The sequence below is a fragment of the Mesorhizobium sp. WSM4822 genome, assembly GCF_055811155.1.
In genome coordinates this window covers 172,520-193,205 of sequence record NZ_JBVVQM010000015.1, presented here as the reverse complement: position 1 = coordinate 193,205, position 20,686 = coordinate 172,520, and the positions used below count along the sequence as shown (strand labels likewise).

Below are 20,686 nucleotides of genomic sequence, written 5' to 3'. Positions count from 1 at the left end.
ATTTGAACCAAGTCGAACGACGCGAGAACGGGCCACGCTATCACATGAGCGTCTGGCCGAGATGGCTGGTAGCAGCGAATGTTGCGCTCGGGTTCCTTGCAGCGGCCCCGACCGGCGCCAGCGCTGAAACGCGCTCGCTCAAGCTCTATCACCTCCATACGCATGAAAAGGCCGAGATCGTCTACAAGCGCAATGGTCGTTACGATCCCGAGGGTCTGAGGAAGATCAACATTATTCTGCGCGACTGGCGTCGCAATGAGCCGACCAAGATGGATCCGCGCCTTCTCGACGAGGTGTGGGAAGCTTACCGGCAGAGCGGTGCCAACGACTACATTCAGGTCGTCTGCGGCTATCGCTCGCCGGCGACCAACTCGATGCTGCGTAGCCGCAGCCGCGGTGTTGCCGAGAAAAGCCAGCACATGCGCGGCAAGGCCATGGACTTCTACATCCCCGGCGTGCCGTTGAAGAAGCTGCGCAACATCGGCTTGAAGATGCAGGGCGGTGGCGTAGGCTACTATCCGTCGTCTGGCTCCCCCTTCGTGCATTTGGATGTCGGCAATGTGCGTCACTGGCCGGGCATCAGCCGCCAGGAACTCGCCAGCCTCTTCCCGAACGGCAAGACGCTACACGTACCGAGCGACGGCAAGCCGTTGCCGGGCTATGATCGGGCGCTCGCCTCGTACAAGGCGCGCAGGGGCGCCGGTTCTCCGGCAATCATGATGGCCAGCGCTGGCGGCAACACCAAGAAATCCGGCGGCTTCCTTTCCGCTTTCTTCGGCGGCGGCGATGAAGCCGACGACAGCGCAGATGTAGAGACAGCGTCGGCCTCGCCAGCTCCGAAGCCTAAGAATGTGAAGCCGGCTGCTGCCGCCAAGACCAGCAATCTTCCGGGTATCGCGATCTTGTCGCCGCAGGATGCCAAGCGCGCCAATCCCCAGATCGCCGACGACAGCGCGGACGTCGCAAAACCGCAACAGGACACGCCGGAAACAATCATCGCAGCGTTGCCGGCGCGCGAGATTCCGTTGCCCGATTTCGCGCCGCGCCCGTTTGAAACGGCTGGCGCCAGCACCCAGCAGACACTGGCGCAGGCGCCGGTCAGTGTTCCCATCGGCATGGCCGATCCGTCTAACATTGTTGGTCCGGCGCAGGGGCGCCCCGATCCTTCGCTGCCGGTTGGCCTTGCGCCTCAGGACAAGGACATGCTGCTGGCGCTGACGGATAGCCCCGTGCACGATCAGACTGCCACCCTCGACAGTGCTGGAATTAATGAGTTCAAGCCGCTACTCAGCAAGGCTGGTGCGCAGCTGGATGAATATCAGGTAGCCTCGCTGTCAGAGCGTCGCTCGGTTTTAGGGGAGGACTTGTCTGTAATTCCCGCGTCGCCGCTCGACGCCATCCCCCTCCCGGCTGGTTCCGATCCGGCGCAGGCGGTCGGCGCAGGCGTCAAGACGGCGCCCAAAGAGGCCAGAGCGACACCAAGGGACTCGAAACACAATCCCAAACCACTAGTGGTCACTACCGTGCCGCGAAACGCGCGTTGGGCGCTGAACAGCGGAGAAAATATCGCCACCGTTTCGAGCGAGACGACGGCGCCAAACTATGCCTACAATATCGTGCACACTTCTCCGAGCGAGGTCTACACGGCCGGCTTTCAGTTGGACAATCAGACGGCCGACGCAAACCGATTCACTGGCAAGGCCGTCAAATTTCTGGCGATTGCCCGTTTCCAGACAGACTAGATCACTTCCTGCCTAGGGCAATTGTCGGTTTTTCTGGGTCTAGAACAGTGGCGGTCGCCTTCCCTCGTCGGCAGGAATTTCGGCTTCAGCGCAAACACGATCAGTCCCCAAGCTGGTTCTGGATTGAGGTTGCTGAGCGCGATTGCGAGCAGACCGTCCCGCTTGACGAAACGATCGCCGAACAAGGCCGTACAAAGCTCGAACCCCTGGTCACAATAGCTTCGACCAAAGTTCCGTCCGAAGAAAGCAGCGTGGCTCGCTCAGGAACGTGAAAGTTCAGACGTCGACAGCCAGTGACGAATCTTCGCCCACCCGCTCAGTCACTCGCTTGCCCTCGCCTGTTCGATCAGCGTCTTCAATGTCGAAAGGTCGGTCGCGCCGGGAAAGATCTGGTCGCCGACAACGAAGCCGGGTGTTCCAGTGATCTTCAGCGCCTGCGCGAGTTCCAGGTTCCGGTTTATCGACGCCTGGATCTCGGGTCGCTGCAAGTCGATTGTCAATTGCCGGACGTCCAAGCCAACTTCGGCGGCAACCTTGAGGATGACTTTTTCGGTCACCCTCGTCTTGGCCTCAAACAGCGCCTTGTGAAAGACGGCATATTTTCCTTGCCGTTCGGCGGCAAGAGCGGCTTTAGCCGCGAACACCGACTCAGGACCCAGAATAGGCAATTCCTTGTAAACGATTTTGACCTGCGCATCGTCGGCAGTGACTTGCCTCATAATCGGGGCCACCTGGCGACAGTAGGGACAGTTGTAGTCAAAGAACTCAACCAAGGTAACGTTGCCCGCCGCATTGCCGCCGACGGGGCTTTGTGGATCGCGAAAGACCTCATCGGCGCGCGATGCCAGCACGCGCTTGCCCTCTGCGGCCTCCGCGTCCCGCTGACGCTTGTCCAGGCTTTGCAGCGCCTCCATGATGACCTCGGGATTCGCCAGAATGTAATCGCGTACGCGCTGGTCGAATTGCTCTTGCGACATACCGACCTGGGCGAACGCTTGATGCTGTGCGCCCTGAAATCCCAGCAGCAGCCATCCCGTCAACCCGATGCGTAAAAAGGCACGAACCAGCCAATCGCAGGAACGATTAACCTTTTTTGGGTGGGTGTTCATCAGTTCTCTCCCTGTTGCCCGGGGTCAGCCTACAATCGCATTAGACCATACGAAACCCCGTGGGGTGGAGGGTCGCATCCGGTTTTCGGCCCTTGGAGACGAGGGATCGGCGGGGTTGCTGCATGATCGGCAATATCGCCTGTCGAAATCAAGCCCCTTTCGGCACAAGATGAGCCTTGGAGCGATCGCCTCAAAACAATGCGATGCCAACTGTGTCGATGTTGAATTCCCGTGCACGGCCTTGGCCTTGCGACCCCGTTCTGCATCTATACACTCGGTTTCTCGACGTCCTGCCAACGCACGGAAAGCTAGATTAAGGTCGATCCGCCTAAGCTCTGATCGAGGTCATGTACATCTACGGAAGATTAATGGATGCGTCGCTTTCGTATAGACGAGATGGTCGGCAAGCGCCTTGTAACCTCACACGTCGCTTCCGCCGAGACCGCACTGGAGGCTGCAAAATCAATCGCTGGAGTCTCAATTTCGCATATCGCCCTTCAGGCGCATTGGTTCAGGGTGGTGGATGAGGAAGACGGCGCCATCTACGAGTATGGCGCCACGGGCACGGTAACGAGGTCCGATGTCTAATTGTCCTTCGCTGACACACGCCTTTAGCAAGACGGCAACGCGGCCGCTCCGGTTCAGGAATTCTGAGCTGGCGTAACCGCCTCATTGCTGCGGCACGCGCGCCGAGCAGAAGCACGAGATGGCAAGGCTCCTGAACTGGGGAATGAGGTGGACATTTATGCTGCGGCGTCGCTTCACACTTTCGACATTCGCAAAAATAGCTTCCCGAACCAATCGTTTGCGGAACGGTAAGGTGCCGAGTCGGAAAGTCCAGACATCGCACGCAAACAACCGGCGCATCGTTTGCGCGGCTGCTCTTCACACAGGGCCATTTTGACCTGGACCAGCCCCAGCGTTGGTCGCGAACCGCTCTGTTCGCATGCGCCCCGCGAGTGCTTGGTCTATTGTACTGAACTGACAACGGCCTGTTGGCCAGCGCGGATTGAAACCCAGCGCCCTGTGTTGTCGATCGCCTGTCTCTTCAAGAAGGTATAGTCGGTCTCATCCCACCGTCGCACTTTGTCAGTCAGATTGTCGACGATGTAGTCGCCTTTGTCGGTCCGAACCGTCAACACGGCATGGCCCTCGCCATCTGGCTTGCGCAGCACCGTTATCAACAGGTTGGCCAGCGACATCCCTTGGCGGCTCAGTGTGCGGCGCTTTTCCAAGACATAATCTTCGCAATCGCCGACGGCCTTGTCCGGGTATGCCCAGACCTCGTCCTTGCCGTAAATGTCCTCGTCGCTCATCGGCTTGACTGCGGCATTGACCTTGGAGGTGACGCTGCTCAGCTTACGCATCAGTGCGTCGGACATGGTTGCGGGCGCGAGCTTGCTTGGTCGGATCGAGCACTCGGCCGGGTTGGCCTTGCAGAAATCGTAGTGTCCGATCGGCTGCGATGTCAGGCCGCCGGTCACCATGGCTTCACCAGCTAATGCCGGAAAGCCCCAACAGCCGGAAGAGGCCAGCCCCGCGATTGCGAGTAAACGTAGCGCCCTTGCCGTCGGTGAGAAAATCATTGTCCCCATTCGCCCCGTTGTTAACGAGAGGTTAAGGGGCGTTTTCCGTCGGAGTCAATCGAGGAGACGGGCAGTTCGGCGGCACAGCTGTCCGCTCCGCCGAAAAAGCGGCTATTGTGCAACAGATCGGAGATAGCGTCCTGAGATGCGACGTTGGTTTTAGGCGGCTCTTTTTTCGGCGGTACCGGTGTTCATCGTGCTCTGCTCGACGGCGTCGATCGTCGGCCGTTCATAGGATGAGATCGTCTTGCGGCCGAACTCGATCGCCACCTGCGGCAGCGCGCCGTTCATATAGGCCAGCAGCGTCTGCTTGACGATGATGTAGAGGCGGTTCTTCTTCTCGCGCACCGTCTTGATCTTGGTGGCGACCGGCCCGACCACCGAGTAGGACAGGAAGATGCCGAGGAACGTTCCGACAAGGGCGGCACCGATCAGACCGCCGAGGATTTCCGGCGATTGGTCGAGCGCGCCCATCGCCTTGACCACGCCGAGCACGGCGGCGACGATGCCGAGCGCCGGCAAGCCGTCGCCCACCGCCACCAGTGCGTGATAGGCCTTCATCTTGTCGGATTTGATGGTCTGGATTTCCTCGTCCATCAGCGCCTCGATCTCGTGCGAGCGGGCATTGCCGATGATGATGATGCGGCAATAATCGCAGATGAAATTTGTCAAATCATGGTTCTTGAGCACGGTCGGGAACGCCTGGAAAATCGCCGACTCTTCCGGATTGTCGATATGCGCCTCGACCTCGCTGCGGGATTTCGAGCGCAGCTCGCGCATTAGGCTGTGCAGCACGCCGAGCGTTTCAAGATAGTCTTGCTCCTTCGGCACCGCCTGCTTGAAGGCTTCGAGTATGCCTTTGCCGGTGTCCTTGACCGTCTTCATCGGATTGGCGACGAGGAAGGTGCCAAGCGCCGCGCCGCAGATAATCACTGCTTCCCAGGGCTGCATCAGCACGTAAAGGTGACCGCCCATGGCCATGAAGCCGCCAAGCACGCAGCCGAGCGTAACCACCAGTCCAACCAGAATGCCCATGAACGATCCTTTCGCATGTCACTTCAGGAACAATGCAATAGGCCGCCTGCCTTGTGTGAGGCTTGTTGGCTTGATCGGGGTCTGTGCTTTTCGAAAGCGTATTCGCACCATCGGGTTGAGCCTCAGGGCGCAGATGAGCAGAGCAATCCCTCCTGTCAGCGCCATGGTTCTCCTTCCGAAGGAGAGAAATCTCGTCTCCCATGGAATGGTTTTGCGAATGTGCGGTAAGACATGAGGATTGCGTTAATCAAAAAGGCCCAAAAAAGGGAGGAAATCCATTGGCGAGCGAACGATCGCCGATTGAAACGCCGCCAAGTCCGCTGGAGCTCCCATTGACGACCGGTGAACGAATGCCATGGGTGGACACCGCAAAGGGTTTGTCGATCATTCTGGTCGTCATGATGTATTCGGCTTATAACACCGGCGAATACACCGGGGCGGTTGGATTTCTGCACTATGCAATTGCGTTCGCGACGCCTTTCCGAATGCCCGAATTTTTCCTCATTTCGGGCCTCTTCCTTGCGAAGGTGATCGACCGGCCGTGGCTGAGTTATGCCGATCGGCGAATAGTGCACTACGCGTACTTCTACGTCCTATGGGCGGCCATTATGATCGGGCTGAAAGTCGGGCTGTATGGCCACGACCTCAACGGTATGCTCCGAGACGCCGCCCTCGCGATTGTAGAGCCATATGGCGTTTTGTGGTTCATCTATATGTTGGCGATCTTCGGATTGGTCGCAAAGCTCATTTGGCAAACGCGAACTCCCCATCTTGTCGCAATCACCTCCGCGGCTGCGTTGCAGTTGGCGAACATCAGCACCGCCAGTACAATTGCAAACGAATTCGCTGCTTATTTCGTGTTCTTCTACGCCGGATCCGCTCTGGGGCCGGTGATTTTCGCATGGTTGATTGGGCGCAACAACATTCCGCCCTTTCCATTGCGGCATTGCTGGTGTGGGCGCTTGGAAACGGCCTTCTGGTTTTTTCGTCAGGATTCTCTGTTCAACCGACGACAACAGATATGGGTCTGGCAGCCATTCCGCCCCTCCGCCTTGGGCTCGCGGTTACCGGTGGCCTGGCGATTTGTGTGGTCGGTGGGCTGCTTGCAAGACTCCCATTCATGGATTGGCTGCGTTGGCTCGGCGAGCATTCGCTGGTGATCTATGTCTCCTTTACGCTGCCCATGTCGATCTTTCGCGGGATTGCCTTGAACAGCGGCCTGATCACCGGGACAGGGTCGCTCAGCTTCGCAGTTCTGTTGGTCTCGCTGGCCAGCCCAGCCCTCCTTTACGCCTTTGTTAAACGCACCGGTATTGGCACTTTCTTGTTTGAACGGCCAAACTGGGCGCGCATCGGCCGGTCGCACGATCTGGCGGTTTCCAACCGGACGGTGCAACCACGCGCCAAGCTGGAATCGGCTGAGTGAACCCGGCGCCGGCCGCCTGCAGTTGATCTCCGTTCCCTTCCCCACCAGGTTCTGGTCGCCGCAACGGGAATGCCCATTATTGTGAACCACCCCGCATCTGGCAACGATCGGGCTGTGCCCCCCGAGATATGAGATTGTCCGACAAAACTGGGTTCGCCATGATTGAACCTAACTCCGCCTCAATCCGGTTGGAAACCGACGCACTCAACGGGTTGTCGAACCGCCGACAACCGCTCGAATGCATACTGCAATAGCCAAGGGCCTCGGCGACATTGAAAGTCTCGGCCTGTTTCCCCGAGGAAGAAGCAGCCAGTCTGGATGCCAGATACGGAAGATGTCATCGCCAGGCTGGGTAACGAGCCGCCGTTGGTCACTGACGGCAGCAGCGGCCCGCCCGACCGCCGGGAAGTATCGGCTCGTTGGCTGTCGGGAACCTTTCTCACCGGGTTGACGTCAAGTGTCTTGATGGGCGTGGCGCTGTTTGCGGCCCTTGATCGGCGCCAGCAGCTCGCGACTCCGCCCGAGGTTGCGGGACTGAGTGGTCTATCCGGTGAGGACGCTTCGGGCGATCTCGCCAAAACGACCCGACTTGTGGCACCACGCCACATCGCCAAAGCCAAGGACCGTCAGCGAATGGAAGTCCCCATGGTCACGACGGTCGGCGACAGAAACATCGTCAAGACCATTCCTTTCGTCCAGGTAAAGATGGCGCTGGCCGCGGGCTATGCCACCAATCGTGATTACCCTCCGTTCGACCCTATGAAAGTCTTTGTCGACAGCGGCGGCGGAGACGGAATTCAGGCGCCGCCCAATGCCAGTGTCGGTGAAATTTATGGCGCCAAGGTCGAAGGCGAATTGAGCCTCAAAATCGTCGATTTCCCGATCGAGACCGCGTCCTTCGATGCAGGGAGCGACCTCTCCGTCGACGAGATCGCGCAGACGATGAACCAAGTCGGTCCAGGTCTGCGAGACGGCGCGGCCAAGGCGACAGCAGTGCACTATCTCGATCCGCAACGCTTCGGCGGCCAGCCGGGTCAGACAGTAGCCGGCTTTTACGACGTCAGGATCGTGCCCCAAAATCTTTCTGTGTCGCCTCGTACGGATGCCAATGGAGACAATCGGACGCCAACCTTTGCCGAAGAGATCATCCCCCTCACCAAGGCTCGCGACATCGCCGAGACGTTTGCCGATTCGGGTTACGTGGGCCAGGACGCGACGGGGATGGCTGAGGCGATCGCCAAACTGCTGAATGCACCGACGCTGAAGGCAGGAACGGTGCTTCGCGTCGGGCTTGAAGTGCGAGGCGACGTAGCCAAGGTGGTGCGGACCGGCGTGTACCACAAAACAGAGCATGTTCTCACAATCGCCCTCGACGATCGTGGACAATATGTGCTGGCGCAGGAGCCGCAGGCTAACCCCGAGCTGCTGACTGCTTTCGACAATGCCGCGCCGGTCGCGCCGAGCGGCGCGCAACCAAACGTCTATGACGGCATTTACCGCGCCGCCTATTCCTACGGATTGTCCGACAAGATGACGCAGCAGTTGGTCAAGATACTCACCCCGAACGCTGATTTCCAGTCGCGGGTCAGCCCCACCGACAGGCTTGAGGTGCTGTTCTCACAGCCGAACGACGCCGATCAGCCTTCCGAGGAGTCCGATCTGCTGTATGTCTCGGCGACCTTGAACGGGACGACGCGTAACTTCTACCGCTTTCGAACGCAGGACGGCAGCACTGATTATTTCGACGATAGAGGCATCAACCCCAGGCAGTTCCTGCTTCGCAAACCGGCACCAAACGGCCGGTTTACCTCAGGCTTCGGCAGCCGGCGCCATCCTGTCCTCGGCTACGTCCGTATGCATACTGGAACAGACTGGGCCGCTCCAACCGGCACACCGATCATTGCCGCTGGCAACGGCGTGATCGAGAAGGCTGAGCGCGCCGGGGGCTTCGGCAACCAGACAATCATACGGCACGCCAATGGCTATCAGACGTCTTACAACCACCAAAAAGCTTTCGCCAAAGGCATCGTTCCAGGGGCTACGGTAAGGCAGGGACAGATCATCGGCTATGTCGGCTTAACGGGCCTCTCGACTGGACCGCATCTTCATTATGAACTGACGGTCAACAACACGAAGGTCGACCCACTGCGTGTCCGGCTCCCGGTCGACAGGGTTCTCAAGGCCGACGATCTGGTCGCGTTCCAGCGTGAGCGCGAGCGAATAGACGCCCTGCTGAAACAGCAAGACACGGGTCAGCTTGAAGTCGCCAGCACAAAGCTCGAAGGGTGCGTTACGCCGATTTGCTAGGTTCGATGTCTATCCTTCATAAATGACCGCAGGCCGACAGCCTTGTGACAGTTGACCTTCGGGGATTCCCGAACCTGCCCCCGTCAGGTGACAAATAAAGTCTGACGACCCCTTGAACCTCCAGTTGCTAGAGACCCCATGTACTGTGTGAGGCCGGCCAACGGTGTTCATTGATACAGAGGAGTGAGAACATGCAAAACGTCGCAAACAGCCCCGCGGAAAACACAGGCCTCGGTCTGCTTTGCCCCGCCTGCAGGGTCGACCTCGTCATGAGCGACCGCCAAGGCATCGAGATCGATTATTGCCCCAAGTGCCGTGGCGTCTGGCTGGATCGAGGCGAACTCGACAAGATCATCGAAAGGAGCGTTGGCGAAGACGTCCGGGCGAGCCCGAGACAGCCGGCGCCTGGCCAGTCTTATCCATCGCATGATCGCCACGATGGCGGACATGGCTTCGGCGGACACGGCGGAGGGCATGGCGGGGAACATGGTCAAAGTCGCAGGCACGGATCGTTCCTCGGCCGGCTTTTTGACTGACCAGGTCGACTGCATGGCTACAGGACACGGCTCACGCAACGCCGTGCCCGTCCGATACCAATGAGGGATTAATCATGGGCGCGGGTCACTCACACGCGGCGGCAATGCCTCCCGGAACAGCTGCTGGACAGCACAAGAGCCGGCTCGCAGGGGCGCTGGCTTTGACCACGACCTTCATGGCCGTCGAGGTCATCGGCGGTCTGTGGACGGGGAGCCTCGCGCTTCTGGCGGACGCTGCGCACATGCTCACCGACGCCGGTGGTCTGGCGCTGGCGCTGATCGCCATTCGTTTTGCCGAACGTCCCGCAACACCGCAAAAGACCTACGGCTATGTCCGCATGGAAGTGTTGTCGGCGCTGACCAATGCCGTCGTTCTCCTGTTGCTGACGATTTACATATTCTACGAGGCCTACCAGCGGTTCCTGAACCCGCCGGAAATCCTGGGCGGGCCGATGCTGGCGGTTGCCGTCGTCGGCCTTGCAGTCAACCTGATCAGCATGAAGCTGCTATCCGCCGGGTCGTCGGAAAGCCTCAATGTGAAGGGAGCCTATTTCGAGGTTCTAAGCGACATGTTGGGCTCGCTTGGCGTCATCGTCGCCGCGGCGATCGTCATGCTCACCGGCTGGAGATTGGCCGATCCGATCATTGGCGCCGGCATTGGGCTGTTCATCGTTCCACGCACCTGGATCCTTTTGAGGCAGGCGATCCACATCCTGATGGAGGGCACACCGCCGGAAGTCGACACCGCATTGTTGGAGCGAAAGCTGCTGGACATTCCCGGCGTAACCGCCGTCCACGATCTGCACGTCTGGACGATCACCTCCGGCATCGACGCCATGACCTGTCATCTTGTGGTCACCGACATTGCTCAAGGGCGCGCAACGCTGGACAGAGCCCAGGAGGCGATGAAGGCCGATTTCGGACTGACGCACACCACAATTCAGATCGAGGACCAGCGGCAGCGTGACGCCGAGGGCGCAAAGAGGCTGTAAGGGCCACGGCCGGCAATTGCCGATTTCGATGGGTTGCCTGAATGATCAGAGGAGATCGCATGAGCGGATACAAGCGGGACTATCGTTCACGCGCGAAGGACGATCAGCATGGCGAGAGAGTGGCGGAGCGCAGATACGCTGGCGTTGAGTCCGCGGACCGACCTGCGCAAAGAAAGCTGAAGCCGATTGGCTGGATCGTGGTGCTGGTCGGCCTCATCGTTTGGTCGGCGGTCGCCATGGTTGGCTATGTATCGATAGACAGTCTGCTCGACTGGGCTGCTGCGATTGCGGGCAATGTGGTTGACAGCGGCAAAGACATCGCCACCGCAGTGGGTGTCGGCAAGGAACAGATGGGCGCGGTCGAAGCTCTCAATGTCAGCGGCGTTCTGGTCCAGGCCATCATTTTGCTGAAAATGATCGCGAAGCCGGCGATTGTTATCCTGTGGGGGATCGGTGTCATCGCCCTGTTGGCAGCGCCTTTGATCCTGTCAAAAGTAGGCCGGCTTTTCACGCTTCGCCGGCATTGATCAGGGTCACCAAGGCCGCGCATTTGTGCGGCTCGGATCCTGAGAAACAAGCGGACAGCAGGCGAAGGCCGGGGAGAGCCGGCTTTCGCATCATTGCAATCTTCGCGGCGGCCCGGAAGCAAACAGAAGCAGGACATGATGAGGACGAAACCGGACAGGCGAGCGCTCTTCGTCGTCAACCCAAGGGCCCGTAACGGGCTCAAGCTGGCAGATGATGTTCGAAAAACGCTGGAAGGCGGAGGTCTCATCCTTTTGGAAGATCAGCCAGGGAAGGAGGAGACCGTTTCCGACGTCATCATTCGGCGCCGCAGCGAGTGCGATCTGGTCGTCCTGGGCGGCGGAGATGGAACATTGAACTCATCAGCCAAGGGACTTGTGAAAACCGGTCTGCCGCTCGGCATACTGCCTTTGGGCACAGCCAACGACTTCGCCAAAACTGTGGGAATCCCGACTGATCCGGGCAAGGCGGCAGCGCTGATCGTTTCGGCGAAACCGAGGCCGATGGATCTCGGCGACGTGAATGGGCAGCTTTTCTTCAACGTCGCCAGCATTGGGTTCAGCGCGGAACTCGCGGCCGAGCTTAGCGAGAAGGCCAAGAAACGTTTCGGGAAACTCGGCTATGCCTTGGTGGCGGCACGTCTCCTGGCCCGCTCGCGGCTTTTCACTGCTTATCTCGAGCACGACGGTTCGACCGAAAAAATCCGAACGCTTCAGGTCTCCGTAGGCAATGGCAAATACTACGGTGGCGGTATGAGCGTGGAGGAGACGGCGACCGCCGACGATGGACAACTCGATTTCTACAGCCTTGAGGTCGATCATTGGTGGAGGCTGTTGACCCTGTTGCCTAGCCTACGCAAAGGCACGCAAGGCAAATGGGATGACGTGCGCGCCTTTGCGACGACCGAACTTGTGGTGAAGACGAGTCGCCCCAGGCCCGTGAACACCGACGGCGAACTCACGACTTGGACTCCGGCATACTTCAAGATCCTTGAAAGCGCGATCAATGTCTACGCGCCGCCGGCGGCAGCGCGGTGATAAGAGGCTTCTGAAGTCGCCGCCGATCGCACTACATCCAGCCTAGCCGAACCCCTGCCCTGCTCTTCTCAGTCCGCCTTTATCCTTGCCATCAGGGTCGCGCACAAAAGGGCCCAGCCGGCACCAATCGACCAGCCCGCGATCACGTCGGTCGGCCAATGGACACCAAGGTAGATTCGGCTTGCCCCCACCGCGAGGGTGACGAGGATCGACATGGCCAAGATGAATATGCGCAGACGCCGCGGCTCGAATTTTCGTGCCAGCATGATGCCCACGGTCAGGTAGACCGTGGCCGCCATGAAGGCGTGGCCGCTCGGAAAGCTGGATGTGTATATTCGCGTGCCATAAGCAACCAAATCCGGGCGTGGGCGATCAAAGCCGTATTTCAGCAGGGAGCTCAGCATCACCCCGCTGCCGACAGCCAGGATGAGCGCGATGGAATTGCGAAGTGATCCGCCAAGGGCGAGAAATCCAGCAACGGCAAGCGTGATGAATGTGAGCAGCCCGACGCCGCCGAGACCTGTCACGTCGCGCATCAGTTCTTCAAACCAGATCGGACCGACCGGGTCGGCAAGATCCGCCGGATTGCGCATCATCAAGAGAACGGCGCTGTCGAAATCCGCCGTCGAGCTCCGTGTGACGAGACTTGCGAGAGCCAGAAAGGTGAGTGCCGAACTGGCAAGAAGCGCGACAGTGAGCAGTGTCGCGCGGCCGAAAAGTCGACGGCTTGCCAATTGCTTGTCGTTTGAAACGGCTGCTTTACCTGGATGCATGCGATCGTGCGCTCAGCCTCATCTTTTGATCTGATTGATCGCTGTAGGCTCTCTAGGGACTAGAGAAGCAAGCCCTTTCTGCTGTCTGCTTGCTCAGTCGCGCTCCAGCCGGGAGGGTGTTTCGGCGGGATCCTTCCACAGTGGTCAAAGTTCAGGTGGATCCATCGCCGACCGGCGATACTCCCTGCACCAGAGGGAAACTGTTGGAGCGGCAGCGTGCCGGCGACCGCTCCAGATCGCACGTGAACCGTACAGTGGAGGAAACGCATGCGACGGCAATGAATAGCATCGACGACCGGCGCCCGCCGAACACATCTGCGTGCGATCCCTGAGCTCGAAGGCCGACATCGCGAGGAATCGCAATTGAACCGGTAGACTCGCTGGAATCGTGGAGTACACGGCCAAGGCGACGAATTAAGCCATTGCTATATTTATCAGCAGACGCTATCCTTCGCGGAAAGAAATGGTATCAGCGGGACAATCCAGGATGGTCGATGTCGGGTTCTGGCTGCGCGATCGGGTAAGCCGGCGATCCATTTTGGCCGGGGGTCTCGCGGCGGCTGGCGGCACGGCGATCGCCGCGCGCACTGCGCTTGGCCAATCCAACGCAAATGCCGGTCATGACATGGCGGCAATGGCTCCCACACCTGCAGTGCCTCAGCACATGAATGCGCATGGCGCGATGGTCACTGTCGGTGAGGTTGACAACGCCGCCAATGGCTTCGACCCGGCGTTGATGCTGACCGACTGGGAGAGAGGAACCCTATCGATCCTGCCCGACGGACGCACGTTGCGCACATTTGAGGTAACGGCCGAAGACAAGACGATCGAGATCGCGCCCGGCGTGTTCTTCCCAGCTTGGACCTACAACGGCAGCGTGCCCGGCCCTTCTCTTCGCGCCAAGGAAGGCGAGCGTATTCGTGTCATCTTCCAGAACAACGGCTCGCATCCGCATTCCATGCATTTCCATGGCATCCACGCCGCCCGCATGGATGGAATCGTCGGCGCCGGGCTGATCGATCCAGGCGACGAGTTTGTCTACGAGTTCGACGCCAAGCCGTTTGGCTGCCACCTCTATCACTGCCATGCTCTTCCGCTGAAAAGACACATCCACAAAGGCATGTACGGGGCGTTCGTGATCGATCCGGACCCCGACCGCCACCCTGAGCATGCGGATGTTGCGCGTTCGCGACTGCTCGGCACGCCTCAGAATGCCGGCTGGCAGGAACTGATGATGGTGATGAACGGCTTCGACACCAATTTCGACGATGGCAACGAGTTCTACGCCGCCAACACCATTGCCCATGCCTATGCGAAGACGCCAATTCGGATCGACCGCAGCAGGCCGGTGCGGATCTATCTCATCAATGTGCTGGAATTCGACCTCATCAACTCGTTCCACCTGCACGGAAACTTCTTCGACTATTTCGACCAGGGCACGACGTTGACCCCAACTTTGAAAACAGTCGACCTGATCATGCAGTGCCAGGCGCAGCGCGGCATTCTCGAATTCACCTTCGCCGAGCACGAAACGGGGCTCTATATGTTCCACGCACATCAAAGCGAGTTCACCGAACTCGGCTGGATGGGCATGTTCGATGTGGTCGAGGCGCTGACATGAGCAAGGTCGACACAGCCAGTTTGCCCGCACGCTCGCGCATCCAACTCTTATGGATTGGCCTGCCTCTCGCCGTGCTCGCAATCGCGGCCGCATGGATCCTCGCTGTGAATCCGCTGCAAGGATTTTCAAACGGCGCGCCCCCTGTCGAGAAACTGACGTTCGAGCGTACCGTGCTCGATACATCAGGCCTTCACCTGCTTGTGCGGGCCGGCGGCTCCGAGCCAATGAGGATCGCCCAGGTCCAAGTCGACGGCGCCTACTGGCAATTCACACAGGACCCACCTGGCGATATCGCGCGCGCCTCCACTGCGTGGATCAACCTGCCTTTCCCATGGATCCTGGGCGAGACACACCGCGTCAACGTCGTAACCAACACCGGCGTGACCTTTGAACATGAGATCGCGATAGCCGTTCCGACGCCGACCGTGACGGCTGGGCAACTCAAGCTGCAAGGGTTGGTAGGCGTTATTGTCGGTGTACTACCTGTCGCCATTGGTCTGTTGTTCTACCCCGCGCTGCGCGGCGTCGGGCGAAATGGCATGAACTTCCTGCTGGCGCTGACCATCGGGCTGCTCGCATTTCTGCTGGTCGACACAATCGGAGAATCCTTCGACCTTGTCGGAACCGCGGCCGCCGTATTCCAGGGGCCGGTGATGGTGGTGCTGGCGGGCATGGCGAGCTTCCTGGTGCTGATGGCGGTAGGCCGGCGGCACGGCACGCCGACTGGGCTGGCGTTGGCCACCTATATCGCGCTCGGCATTGGCCTTCACAATCTCGGCGAAGGTCTTGCCATCGGTGCCGCGTTTGCCGCCGGCTCTGCAAGCCTCGGAACCTTCCTGGTGCTCGGCTTCACATTGCACAACGTCACTGAAGGCATCGGCATCGCCGCGCCTATCTTGAAGCAGCGGCCGCCGCTGTGGGCCTTCGTCGGCCTGACCCTGCTCGCCGGGGGACCTGCTGTTGTCGGCATGTGGCTCGGCAGCCTGGCCTATGCGCCGCAATGGTCGGCGCTGGCACTTGCCATTGGCGCAGGCGCGATCCTCCAGGTCATCGTCGAGGTCGGCGCCTATCTGATGAGGAGCAACCAAAAAAGTCTCGATGCCTTCTTCACGCCGCCGGTGATGGGTGGCCTGGCGGCCGGAGTCGCGTTTATGTACGCGACGGCCGCCTTGGTTAAGGTTTGACACACCAACTGAGGCGTCGCCTGGCATCTGTTCGGCGAACTGCGGGCTGTCTGTTGCGACGTTTGACGCACTCCGGCGAGCTGGCTATCTGCCGTTAAGCCTGGAGTAGTCAGGCCACCGGAACAGTTTCGAGCGGGAAGATCATCACCGCGCCCTTTGGAGTGCTCTTGTCGCCAAGTTTCATCACTGAGCGCGTCGCAGGAGCCATACCGATGTCGCGCAGCATGTCCGAGAAGCCAGACGGGCCAGAGGCAGAACGCGTTGCCGGAGGCACGCCGCCTTGCGCCAGGAAGCTCAAATCCTCGAGTTCGGACAACGGGGGCGCTTCCGTCAGCACCGCAATCATGTGCTCCATCCCATAGCTCGTATCGGTGAAGGCGAGCAGGCCTTCTTCAACAGTTGCATTGGGAACAAGCCGCTGTGCGTCGATGTGGGTGATCGAAAAGTCCGAGCCGACATAAAGGATGTTGATGTCGACCAGCCCGCCCGAGAGGTTTTTCGCCAGGATATGGACCTCGTCGCCGGGATTGACGCGGGGCACCTCCGCCTGCTTCAAGGGCTCCATACCATCCTTCCTTTGCCGCTTGATACGGAACTCGACGCTCACCTGATCCGGCCTGTAGTCCGAGCTGGCGGCCAGACGTGACAGGCTGGTCGCGCGGAATATCTTGGTCAGCACCTCGTCGATGCCGCTCTCCAGCCGCTTCGGATCGACGGCAGCAACCAGCGGCGGTCTCGAGCCCGCCTTGAGCGTCACGTCGCCCGACGGCGGCAGGAACCACAGCGCCGGTGAGTCGGTCGCGTCGTTGGCCGCACCAGGGATGGCGTTCTCGCGCAGGACGGCGAGCCGGACATCGGCCTCCGAACCTGGCTCGACCAGTTTGACCTTGAATTTTCGATCGGCGGCGGCGGCAAGGTCGTCGAGTGTCTGATTGACCAATGCAACCTGCTCATCCAAGCCCTCGCTCGCACTGGGACGCGCGACAACAAGTTTGAAGTCGATTTCCAACCGCGCCACCCGCGCATAGGCCTTTGGCGGGATGTCCGCGAGTTTCAGGGCCGGCTTGCCGTCATGTTCGACCGAGGCAACAACGCTGGTCAGGTTAGTCGCCGAAACCACTTCCATATAGCCGACGGTGTCCGAGAGCTCCGAGAGCGGGCTCGGCAAGATGGCGAGCTTGGAACCCGGCGTCAGGCGGTGCATCGCGCCGGCGGCCAGCGTCGCCTTCCCCTCCTCTATCTCGATCTGCCACTGCATTGGGGTGTCGACGGTTTCGCTGCCGAAAACGCGCGCATCGAGAGTGCCTTCAAACAACGGCGTCGGACGGGTACGTCCGTCCGCGGCATACTGCTGAAGCACCGCGTGGCCGAGCTGGCGGTAGGTGACGTTCGAGTTCTCTGCCAATTTCGAGAAGATCGTATAGGTGAAGAGCCCAAAACGCGCCGCTTCTGGGTCCCCTTTCGGCAGCGGCATTTCCGGGGTCGTCTCGATCGTCTGGGCCGCATAGAAGGCAACGATGTCGCCTCGGGCTATGGTTGCAGCCCCTGTCGGTTCGCTCACCAAGCTAAAGGCCGCCGCACGTGGCGCCTCGACGTCGCTGGCGCCGCGCGAAGCTTGGGCGTTGACGGCAGTTTGCATCACGGCATCCGGGATTCCCAGATCGGACGGGTCCACCTTGCGCTCTTGAACGTCATCATCTCCGATCGACGCGGCGCGTGTTGCGGTGCCGGAGTTGCAGCAATCGAAGATGATCCAGACGAAAGCGCCCTTGGCGCGGATCGCCTCCAGCGCCGTCCCGATGTCGTTGTCCACCAGCGCGTTGGGGACGCCCTTTGTCCTGTCGGTCCACTTGCCGGTGTCTGAGGGCAGGATAATCTCGTCCAGGCCGTCGCTCTCATCACCAGTCGTGAGTTCCGGCTGATTTGAGCCATGGCCGGAATAGTGGATGTAGATGAAGTCGTTGCGCTGTGCTTTGGCGGCAATTGCGCCGAGATTCGATAGGATCGCTTCGCGCGTCGGGGAGCCCGCCGCACCGGCAAGACCGTCGGCCAGGACCGTCACGTTCTCGGAAAGAAATTTTATCGGGGAATTCTGCGTAAGGTAGTCCCTCACCAAGGCGGCGTCGTGGTTCGGCCCGATCAACGTGGCCTTTGACGGCAGGTTAGGATAGGCAGTGCATCCGATCAGCAGCGCATGATAGACGCGGGCTTCCTGGGCCATGAGTGTCAGCGGCCGCATGCTGGAGACTGTCAAGGCGGTGGCGCCAACAAGCACGCTTCTGCGCGTAAGCTTCAAAACCAATTCAAAATCCCCCCAAGCCCGATTAAATTCTCAACACACGAGACAATCCGCGCTCAATTTGTCGGCATTTTGAATGTTGTTGCCCAATCTGGATAGCCCTGCAACAGTGAGGCTCGCAGGATGCCGGCGACCCGCCGGTTGCCAAGACATCGCTGCTGGAGCGAGCCCCTCATTCTGGGCCGCGCACCCAACGCAACCAACGATAGGTGGTGTGGCACTCCTGGTCCGTCAGCTAAGACCCACGTCAGGCGCCGTCAGTGTCGGTGTTGATGATGCAGGTCGGGGTAATGAATATGCGAATGCCTCATCGGCGTGTGGCTATGCCAGTGCGAATGCGGTTCGGTCACGGGCCCATCATGCGTGTGCTGATGGTGCGCGTCATGAACGTGGCTGTGCTCATGATCGAGCGCTTCGTGCTCGTGCACATGGCTGTGGCGTTCGGCCAGGTGAAGCCAGAGGCCGGCACCCATCAAAATGCCTGCGAGCACCAACTGAACGGTCACCGGTTCGCCGAGCAGCACTATTGCCGAAAAGGCACCGATAAACGGGGCCAAGGCGTAGTAGGCTCCGGTGCGGGCCGTCCCGAGGTGTCGAAGCGCCAGGATAAACATCACCAAACTGACACCAACACCAAGAAACCCGACGAAGGCTGCCGCCCAGAACGGCGCGGGATGGGGAAGTTCGGCCCCCAAAAGCAGCGCCAGGGTTATGTTGGCAGTTCCAGCCGCCAGTCCCTTGAGCATCGCTGTTGTAACTGGGTCAGCCGCGGATATCTTGCGCGTCAAATTGTTGTCGACGCCCCAAGCGATGCATGCGCCAACAACCAGAAGGGCACCGCCATTAAGCGCAACGCCCTGCCCTTCCCACGACAGGACGACGGTGCCAGCGAGGATCGCTCCAGCGCCGAGCAAGATCCGGCGGTCGACGTTTTCATGGAACACCAACCAGGCAATCGCCATGGTGGCGAGGCCCTCGACGTTGAGGAGCAGTGCAGCACTGGAGGCGGTCGTGAGCACAAGACCAAAGACGAGCAGGACTGGCCCGATGATCCCGCCCATGACAATGGCGGCAGCCAACCATGGAACATCGGCTCTCTGCAGCGAGGCTTCGTTCGCGCTTTCGCCGAGCGAATTGCGGTAGAACCAGAACAGAGCCAGACCAAGGCCGGCGCCAAGGTAAAGCACCCCCGCGAGCATCAAAGGGCTCACCTCATCGAGCAGCAGTTTGGAGAGCGGCGACACCGCCCCGAACAGTGCGGCTGCGCCCAGCGCGAGCGGCACGCCGGGCCACAGGTGTGAATGGGAGCGCGGATCAGCCATATGGTCGTCTACCGTGTCCTCTGGTTCTTAACTCGGCGATTCCCTGCCGGCCACACCCGCTGGAGTTTGGCCTGCCTGTGACATCGAAAGAACAGGGCGAGCGTGTTTCTAGAGGCTCAATTTCCAGACGACTGGGGCGTAACGCGCGGCTTGTCAACGGGAGCTTTGCGGTCCGCGCCTTGAATAAGGAATCCCACTTCGATCACTCCGGCCTGTTCAAAGGTCAGGCGCGCGGGAATTCGGTTACCTTCGACAAGCGCCCTGCCAGGCTTGATGAACATTAAGTGCGGGCCACCTGGCCGCAAGGCGACGCTTTGCCCAGGCACAAGATCAAGGCCGCCGGCAAGGGGTGGCGTCTCGCCTGTGCCCGCCGCGTCATCTCGTTGGTGAATTTCCACTTTGGCCGCCCAACTCGATTGTACGCTGACCAAACGGTCGGTTTTGTTGCCGATGTTGGTAATGGTCAGGTAGCCACCGGCATCCGTCTCAACCGGCTGGGTTGCACGCGCCCATGGATGGCTGACGGCTATGGTTCCTGCAGGATATTCATGGGCTTGGGCGGGCGCCGCGATGAGGACTGGCAAGCAGGTCAGGGCCGATGTGATGACAGCAAACTTCATTGGCCCAACCTTGCGATTACCTTTGGAGGCAGGAAGCGGCGCGATCAGTGGTCGCTTTCGCACATCTCGTGATGTGCCAACGCCCGGATGACATAGCAGTCCTTGATCTGGTCTCCGGCGCAGTGCGTAGCGATGCGCTTGAGCTCCTTTTCCAAACGCCGGAGTTTCTCAATCTTCTCCCTGACGGCGGTCAGCTGCTCGGCAGCAATCCGATCAGCTCCTTCACATGGGCGCTCCGGGTGTGCACTGAGATCGATGAGTTCGCGAATCGCCTCAATCGTCAGACCGAGTTCCCGGGCATGCTTGATAAAGGACAACCTGTCTCTTTCCGGAGCGGCGTATCGCCTTTGGTTGCCCTCGGAACGCTCCGCAGCATCCAGAAGGCCCATCTGCTCGTAGTAGCGGATGGTAGGTATCTTCACGCCGGTCTTGCGGGAGAGATCACCGATTGTAAGCATGGGCAGCACTCCAGTTTCTATAGAGACTAGAGATTGGTGGTCGGCGCCCTTTACGTCAACCGCACGGACCCCAACGAGAGGATTTGTCGCAGTCGCACGCAAACCGTCCTCGCA

Annotated in this window: 19 protein-coding genes and 1 pseudogene; 11 read left to right on the top strand and 9 right to left on the bottom strand. The window is 59.9% G+C overall.

Going from position 1 to position 20,686, the window contains the following annotated elements:
• Nucleotides 1-44: 44 nt before the first annotated feature.
• Nucleotides 45-1,742: a peptidoglycan L,D-endopeptidase MepK gene (mepK, locus tag AC0L3E_RS29235; RefSeq protein ID WP_473606270.1), complete on the top strand. Its 1,698-nt coding sequence runs from the start codon at nucleotides 45-47 to the stop codon at nucleotides 1,740-1,742.
• Between the two features lie 86 nt (nucleotides 1,743-1,828).
• On the opposite strand, the pseudogene AC0L3E_RS29230 reads toward mepK, so the two are convergent.
• Together AC0L3E_RS29230 and AC0L3E_RS29225 are read right to left on the bottom strand one after the other, a co-directional pair.
• Nucleotides 1,829-1,951, bottom strand: a pseudogene (locus AC0L3E_RS29230) (NAD/NADP octopine/nopaline dehydrogenase); the annotation flags it as partial.
• 111 nt (nucleotides 1,952-2,062) lie between these two features.
• The gene (locus AC0L3E_RS29225; protein ID WP_473606269.1) at nucleotides 2,063-2,851 is read right to left on the bottom strand and encodes a DsbA family protein; all 789 of its coding nucleotides are present in this window, start codon (nucleotides 2,849-2,851) and stop codon (nucleotides 2,063-2,065) included.
• A gap of 372 nt (nucleotides 2,852-3,223) precedes the next feature.
• Between AC0L3E_RS29225 and AC0L3E_RS29220 the strand changes: the two genes are divergently transcribed.
• Complete coding sequence (locus AC0L3E_RS29220; protein ID WP_473606268.1) at nucleotides 3,224-3,439, top strand: hypothetical protein; 216 nt, start codon at nucleotides 3,224-3,226, stop codon at nucleotides 3,437-3,439.
• A 380-nt stretch (nucleotides 3,440-3,819) separates the two neighbouring features.
• On the opposite strand, the gene AC0L3E_RS29215 is transcribed toward AC0L3E_RS29220, so the two are convergent.
• Both AC0L3E_RS29215 and motA read right to left on the bottom strand, forming a co-directional pair.
• Nucleotides 3,820-4,437: a transglutaminase-like cysteine peptidase gene (locus tag AC0L3E_RS29215; RefSeq protein ID WP_473606267.1), complete on the bottom strand. Its 618-nt coding sequence runs from the start codon at nucleotides 4,435-4,437 to the stop codon at nucleotides 3,820-3,822.
• 159 nt (nucleotides 4,438-4,596) lie between these two features.
• Nucleotides 4,597-5,472 (bottom strand): flagellar motor stator protein MotA, encoded by an 876-nt coding sequence (gene motA / locus AC0L3E_RS29210; protein ID WP_473606266.1) that lies wholly within the window; start codon nucleotides 5,470-5,472, stop codon nucleotides 4,597-4,599.
• A 278-nt stretch (nucleotides 5,473-5,750) separates the two neighbouring features.
• On the opposite strand from motA, the gene AC0L3E_RS29205 reads away from it, so the two are divergent.
• From AC0L3E_RS29205 to AC0L3E_RS29175, 7 genes are all read left to right on the top strand, one after another.
• Nucleotides 5,751-6,632 (top strand): acyltransferase family protein, encoded by an 882-nt coding sequence (locus tag AC0L3E_RS29205; protein WP_473606265.1) that lies wholly within the window; start codon nucleotides 5,751-5,753, stop codon nucleotides 6,630-6,632.
• The gene (locus AC0L3E_RS29200) at nucleotides 6,593-6,898 is read left to right on the top strand and encodes a hypothetical protein (RefSeq protein ID WP_473606264.1); all 306 of its coding nucleotides are present in this window, start codon (nucleotides 6,593-6,595) and stop codon (nucleotides 6,896-6,898) included. Before AC0L3E_RS29205 ends, AC0L3E_RS29200 begins: the two co-directional genes overlap by 40 nt.
• Nucleotides 6,899-7,216: 318 nt before the next feature.
• Nucleotides 7,217-9,205, top strand: coding sequence for a M23 family metallopeptidase (locus AC0L3E_RS29195; protein WP_473606263.1), 1,989 nt, complete (start codon nucleotides 7,217-7,219; stop codon nucleotides 9,203-9,205).
• 191 nt (nucleotides 9,206-9,396) lie between these two features.
• Complete coding sequence (locus AC0L3E_RS29190) at nucleotides 9,397-9,741, top strand: TFIIB-type zinc ribbon-containing protein (RefSeq protein ID WP_473606262.1); 345 nt, start codon at nucleotides 9,397-9,399, stop codon at nucleotides 9,739-9,741.
• 74 nt (nucleotides 9,742-9,815) lie between these two features.
• Complete coding sequence (locus tag AC0L3E_RS29185; RefSeq protein WP_473606261.1) at nucleotides 9,816-10,733, top strand: cation diffusion facilitator family transporter; 918 nt, start codon at nucleotides 9,816-9,818, stop codon at nucleotides 10,731-10,733.
• Nucleotides 10,734-10,792: 59 nt separating this feature from the next.
• The gene (locus tag AC0L3E_RS29180) at nucleotides 10,793-11,260 is read left to right on the top strand and encodes a hypothetical protein (RefSeq protein ID WP_473606260.1); all 468 of its coding nucleotides are present in this window, start codon (nucleotides 10,793-10,795) and stop codon (nucleotides 11,258-11,260) included.
• A 135-nt stretch (nucleotides 11,261-11,395) separates the two neighbouring features.
• Nucleotides 11,396-12,295 carry a lipid kinase gene (locus AC0L3E_RS29175; protein ID WP_473606259.1) on the top strand — a complete coding sequence of 300 codons (900 nt, stop codon included), beginning with the start codon at nucleotides 11,396-11,398 and terminating at the stop codon, nucleotides 12,293-12,295.
• 68 nt (nucleotides 12,296-12,363) lie between these two features.
• Here AC0L3E_RS29175 and AC0L3E_RS29170 read toward each other — a convergent pair whose 3' ends face one another.
• Nucleotides 12,364-12,891 (bottom strand): phosphatase PAP2 family protein, encoded by a 528-nt coding sequence (locus AC0L3E_RS29170; RefSeq protein ID WP_473606258.1) that lies wholly within the window; start codon nucleotides 12,889-12,891, stop codon nucleotides 12,364-12,366.
• A gap of 664 nt (nucleotides 12,892-13,555) precedes the next feature.
• Between AC0L3E_RS29170 and AC0L3E_RS29165 the strand changes: the two genes are divergently transcribed.
• Nucleotides 13,556-14,689: a multicopper oxidase domain-containing protein gene (locus AC0L3E_RS29165; protein WP_473606257.1), complete on the top strand. Its 1,134-nt coding sequence runs from the start codon at nucleotides 13,556-13,558 to the stop codon at nucleotides 14,687-14,689.
• Nucleotides 14,686-15,873, top strand: coding sequence for a ZIP family metal transporter (locus AC0L3E_RS29160; RefSeq protein ID WP_473606256.1), 1,188 nt, complete (start codon nucleotides 14,686-14,688; stop codon nucleotides 15,871-15,873). The genes AC0L3E_RS29165 and AC0L3E_RS29160 overlap by 4 nt, the downstream gene beginning before the upstream one ends.
• Nucleotides 15,874-15,982: 109 nt before the next feature.
• Here AC0L3E_RS29160 and AC0L3E_RS29155 read toward each other — a convergent pair whose 3' ends face one another.
• The 4 genes from AC0L3E_RS29155 to AC0L3E_RS29140 all read right to left on the bottom strand — a co-directional run bounded on the left by AC0L3E_RS29155 (nucleotide 15,983) and on the right by AC0L3E_RS29140 (nucleotide 20,572).
• Nucleotides 15,983-18,094 carry a caspase family protein gene (locus AC0L3E_RS29155; protein ID WP_473606255.1) on the bottom strand — a complete coding sequence of 704 codons (2,112 nt, stop codon included), beginning with the start codon at nucleotides 18,092-18,094 and terminating at the stop codon, nucleotides 15,983-15,985.
• 335 nt (nucleotides 18,095-18,429) lie between these two features.
• On the bottom strand, nucleotides 18,430-19,494 hold the full coding sequence (locus AC0L3E_RS29150) for a DMT family transporter (protein WP_473606254.1): 1,065 nt from the start codon (nucleotides 19,492-19,494) through the stop codon (nucleotides 18,430-18,432).
• 116 nt (nucleotides 19,495-19,610) lie between these two features.
• Complete coding sequence (locus tag AC0L3E_RS29145; protein ID WP_473606253.1) at nucleotides 19,611-20,114, bottom strand: copper chaperone PCu(A)C; 504 nt, start codon at nucleotides 20,112-20,114, stop codon at nucleotides 19,611-19,613.
• A gap of 44 nt (nucleotides 20,115-20,158) precedes the next feature.
• Entirely contained in the window at nucleotides 20,159-20,572 is a 414-nt protein-coding gene (locus AC0L3E_RS29140) for a MerR family transcriptional regulator (protein WP_473606252.1), read from the bottom strand.
• Nucleotides 20,573-20,686: the final 114 nt, after the last annotated feature.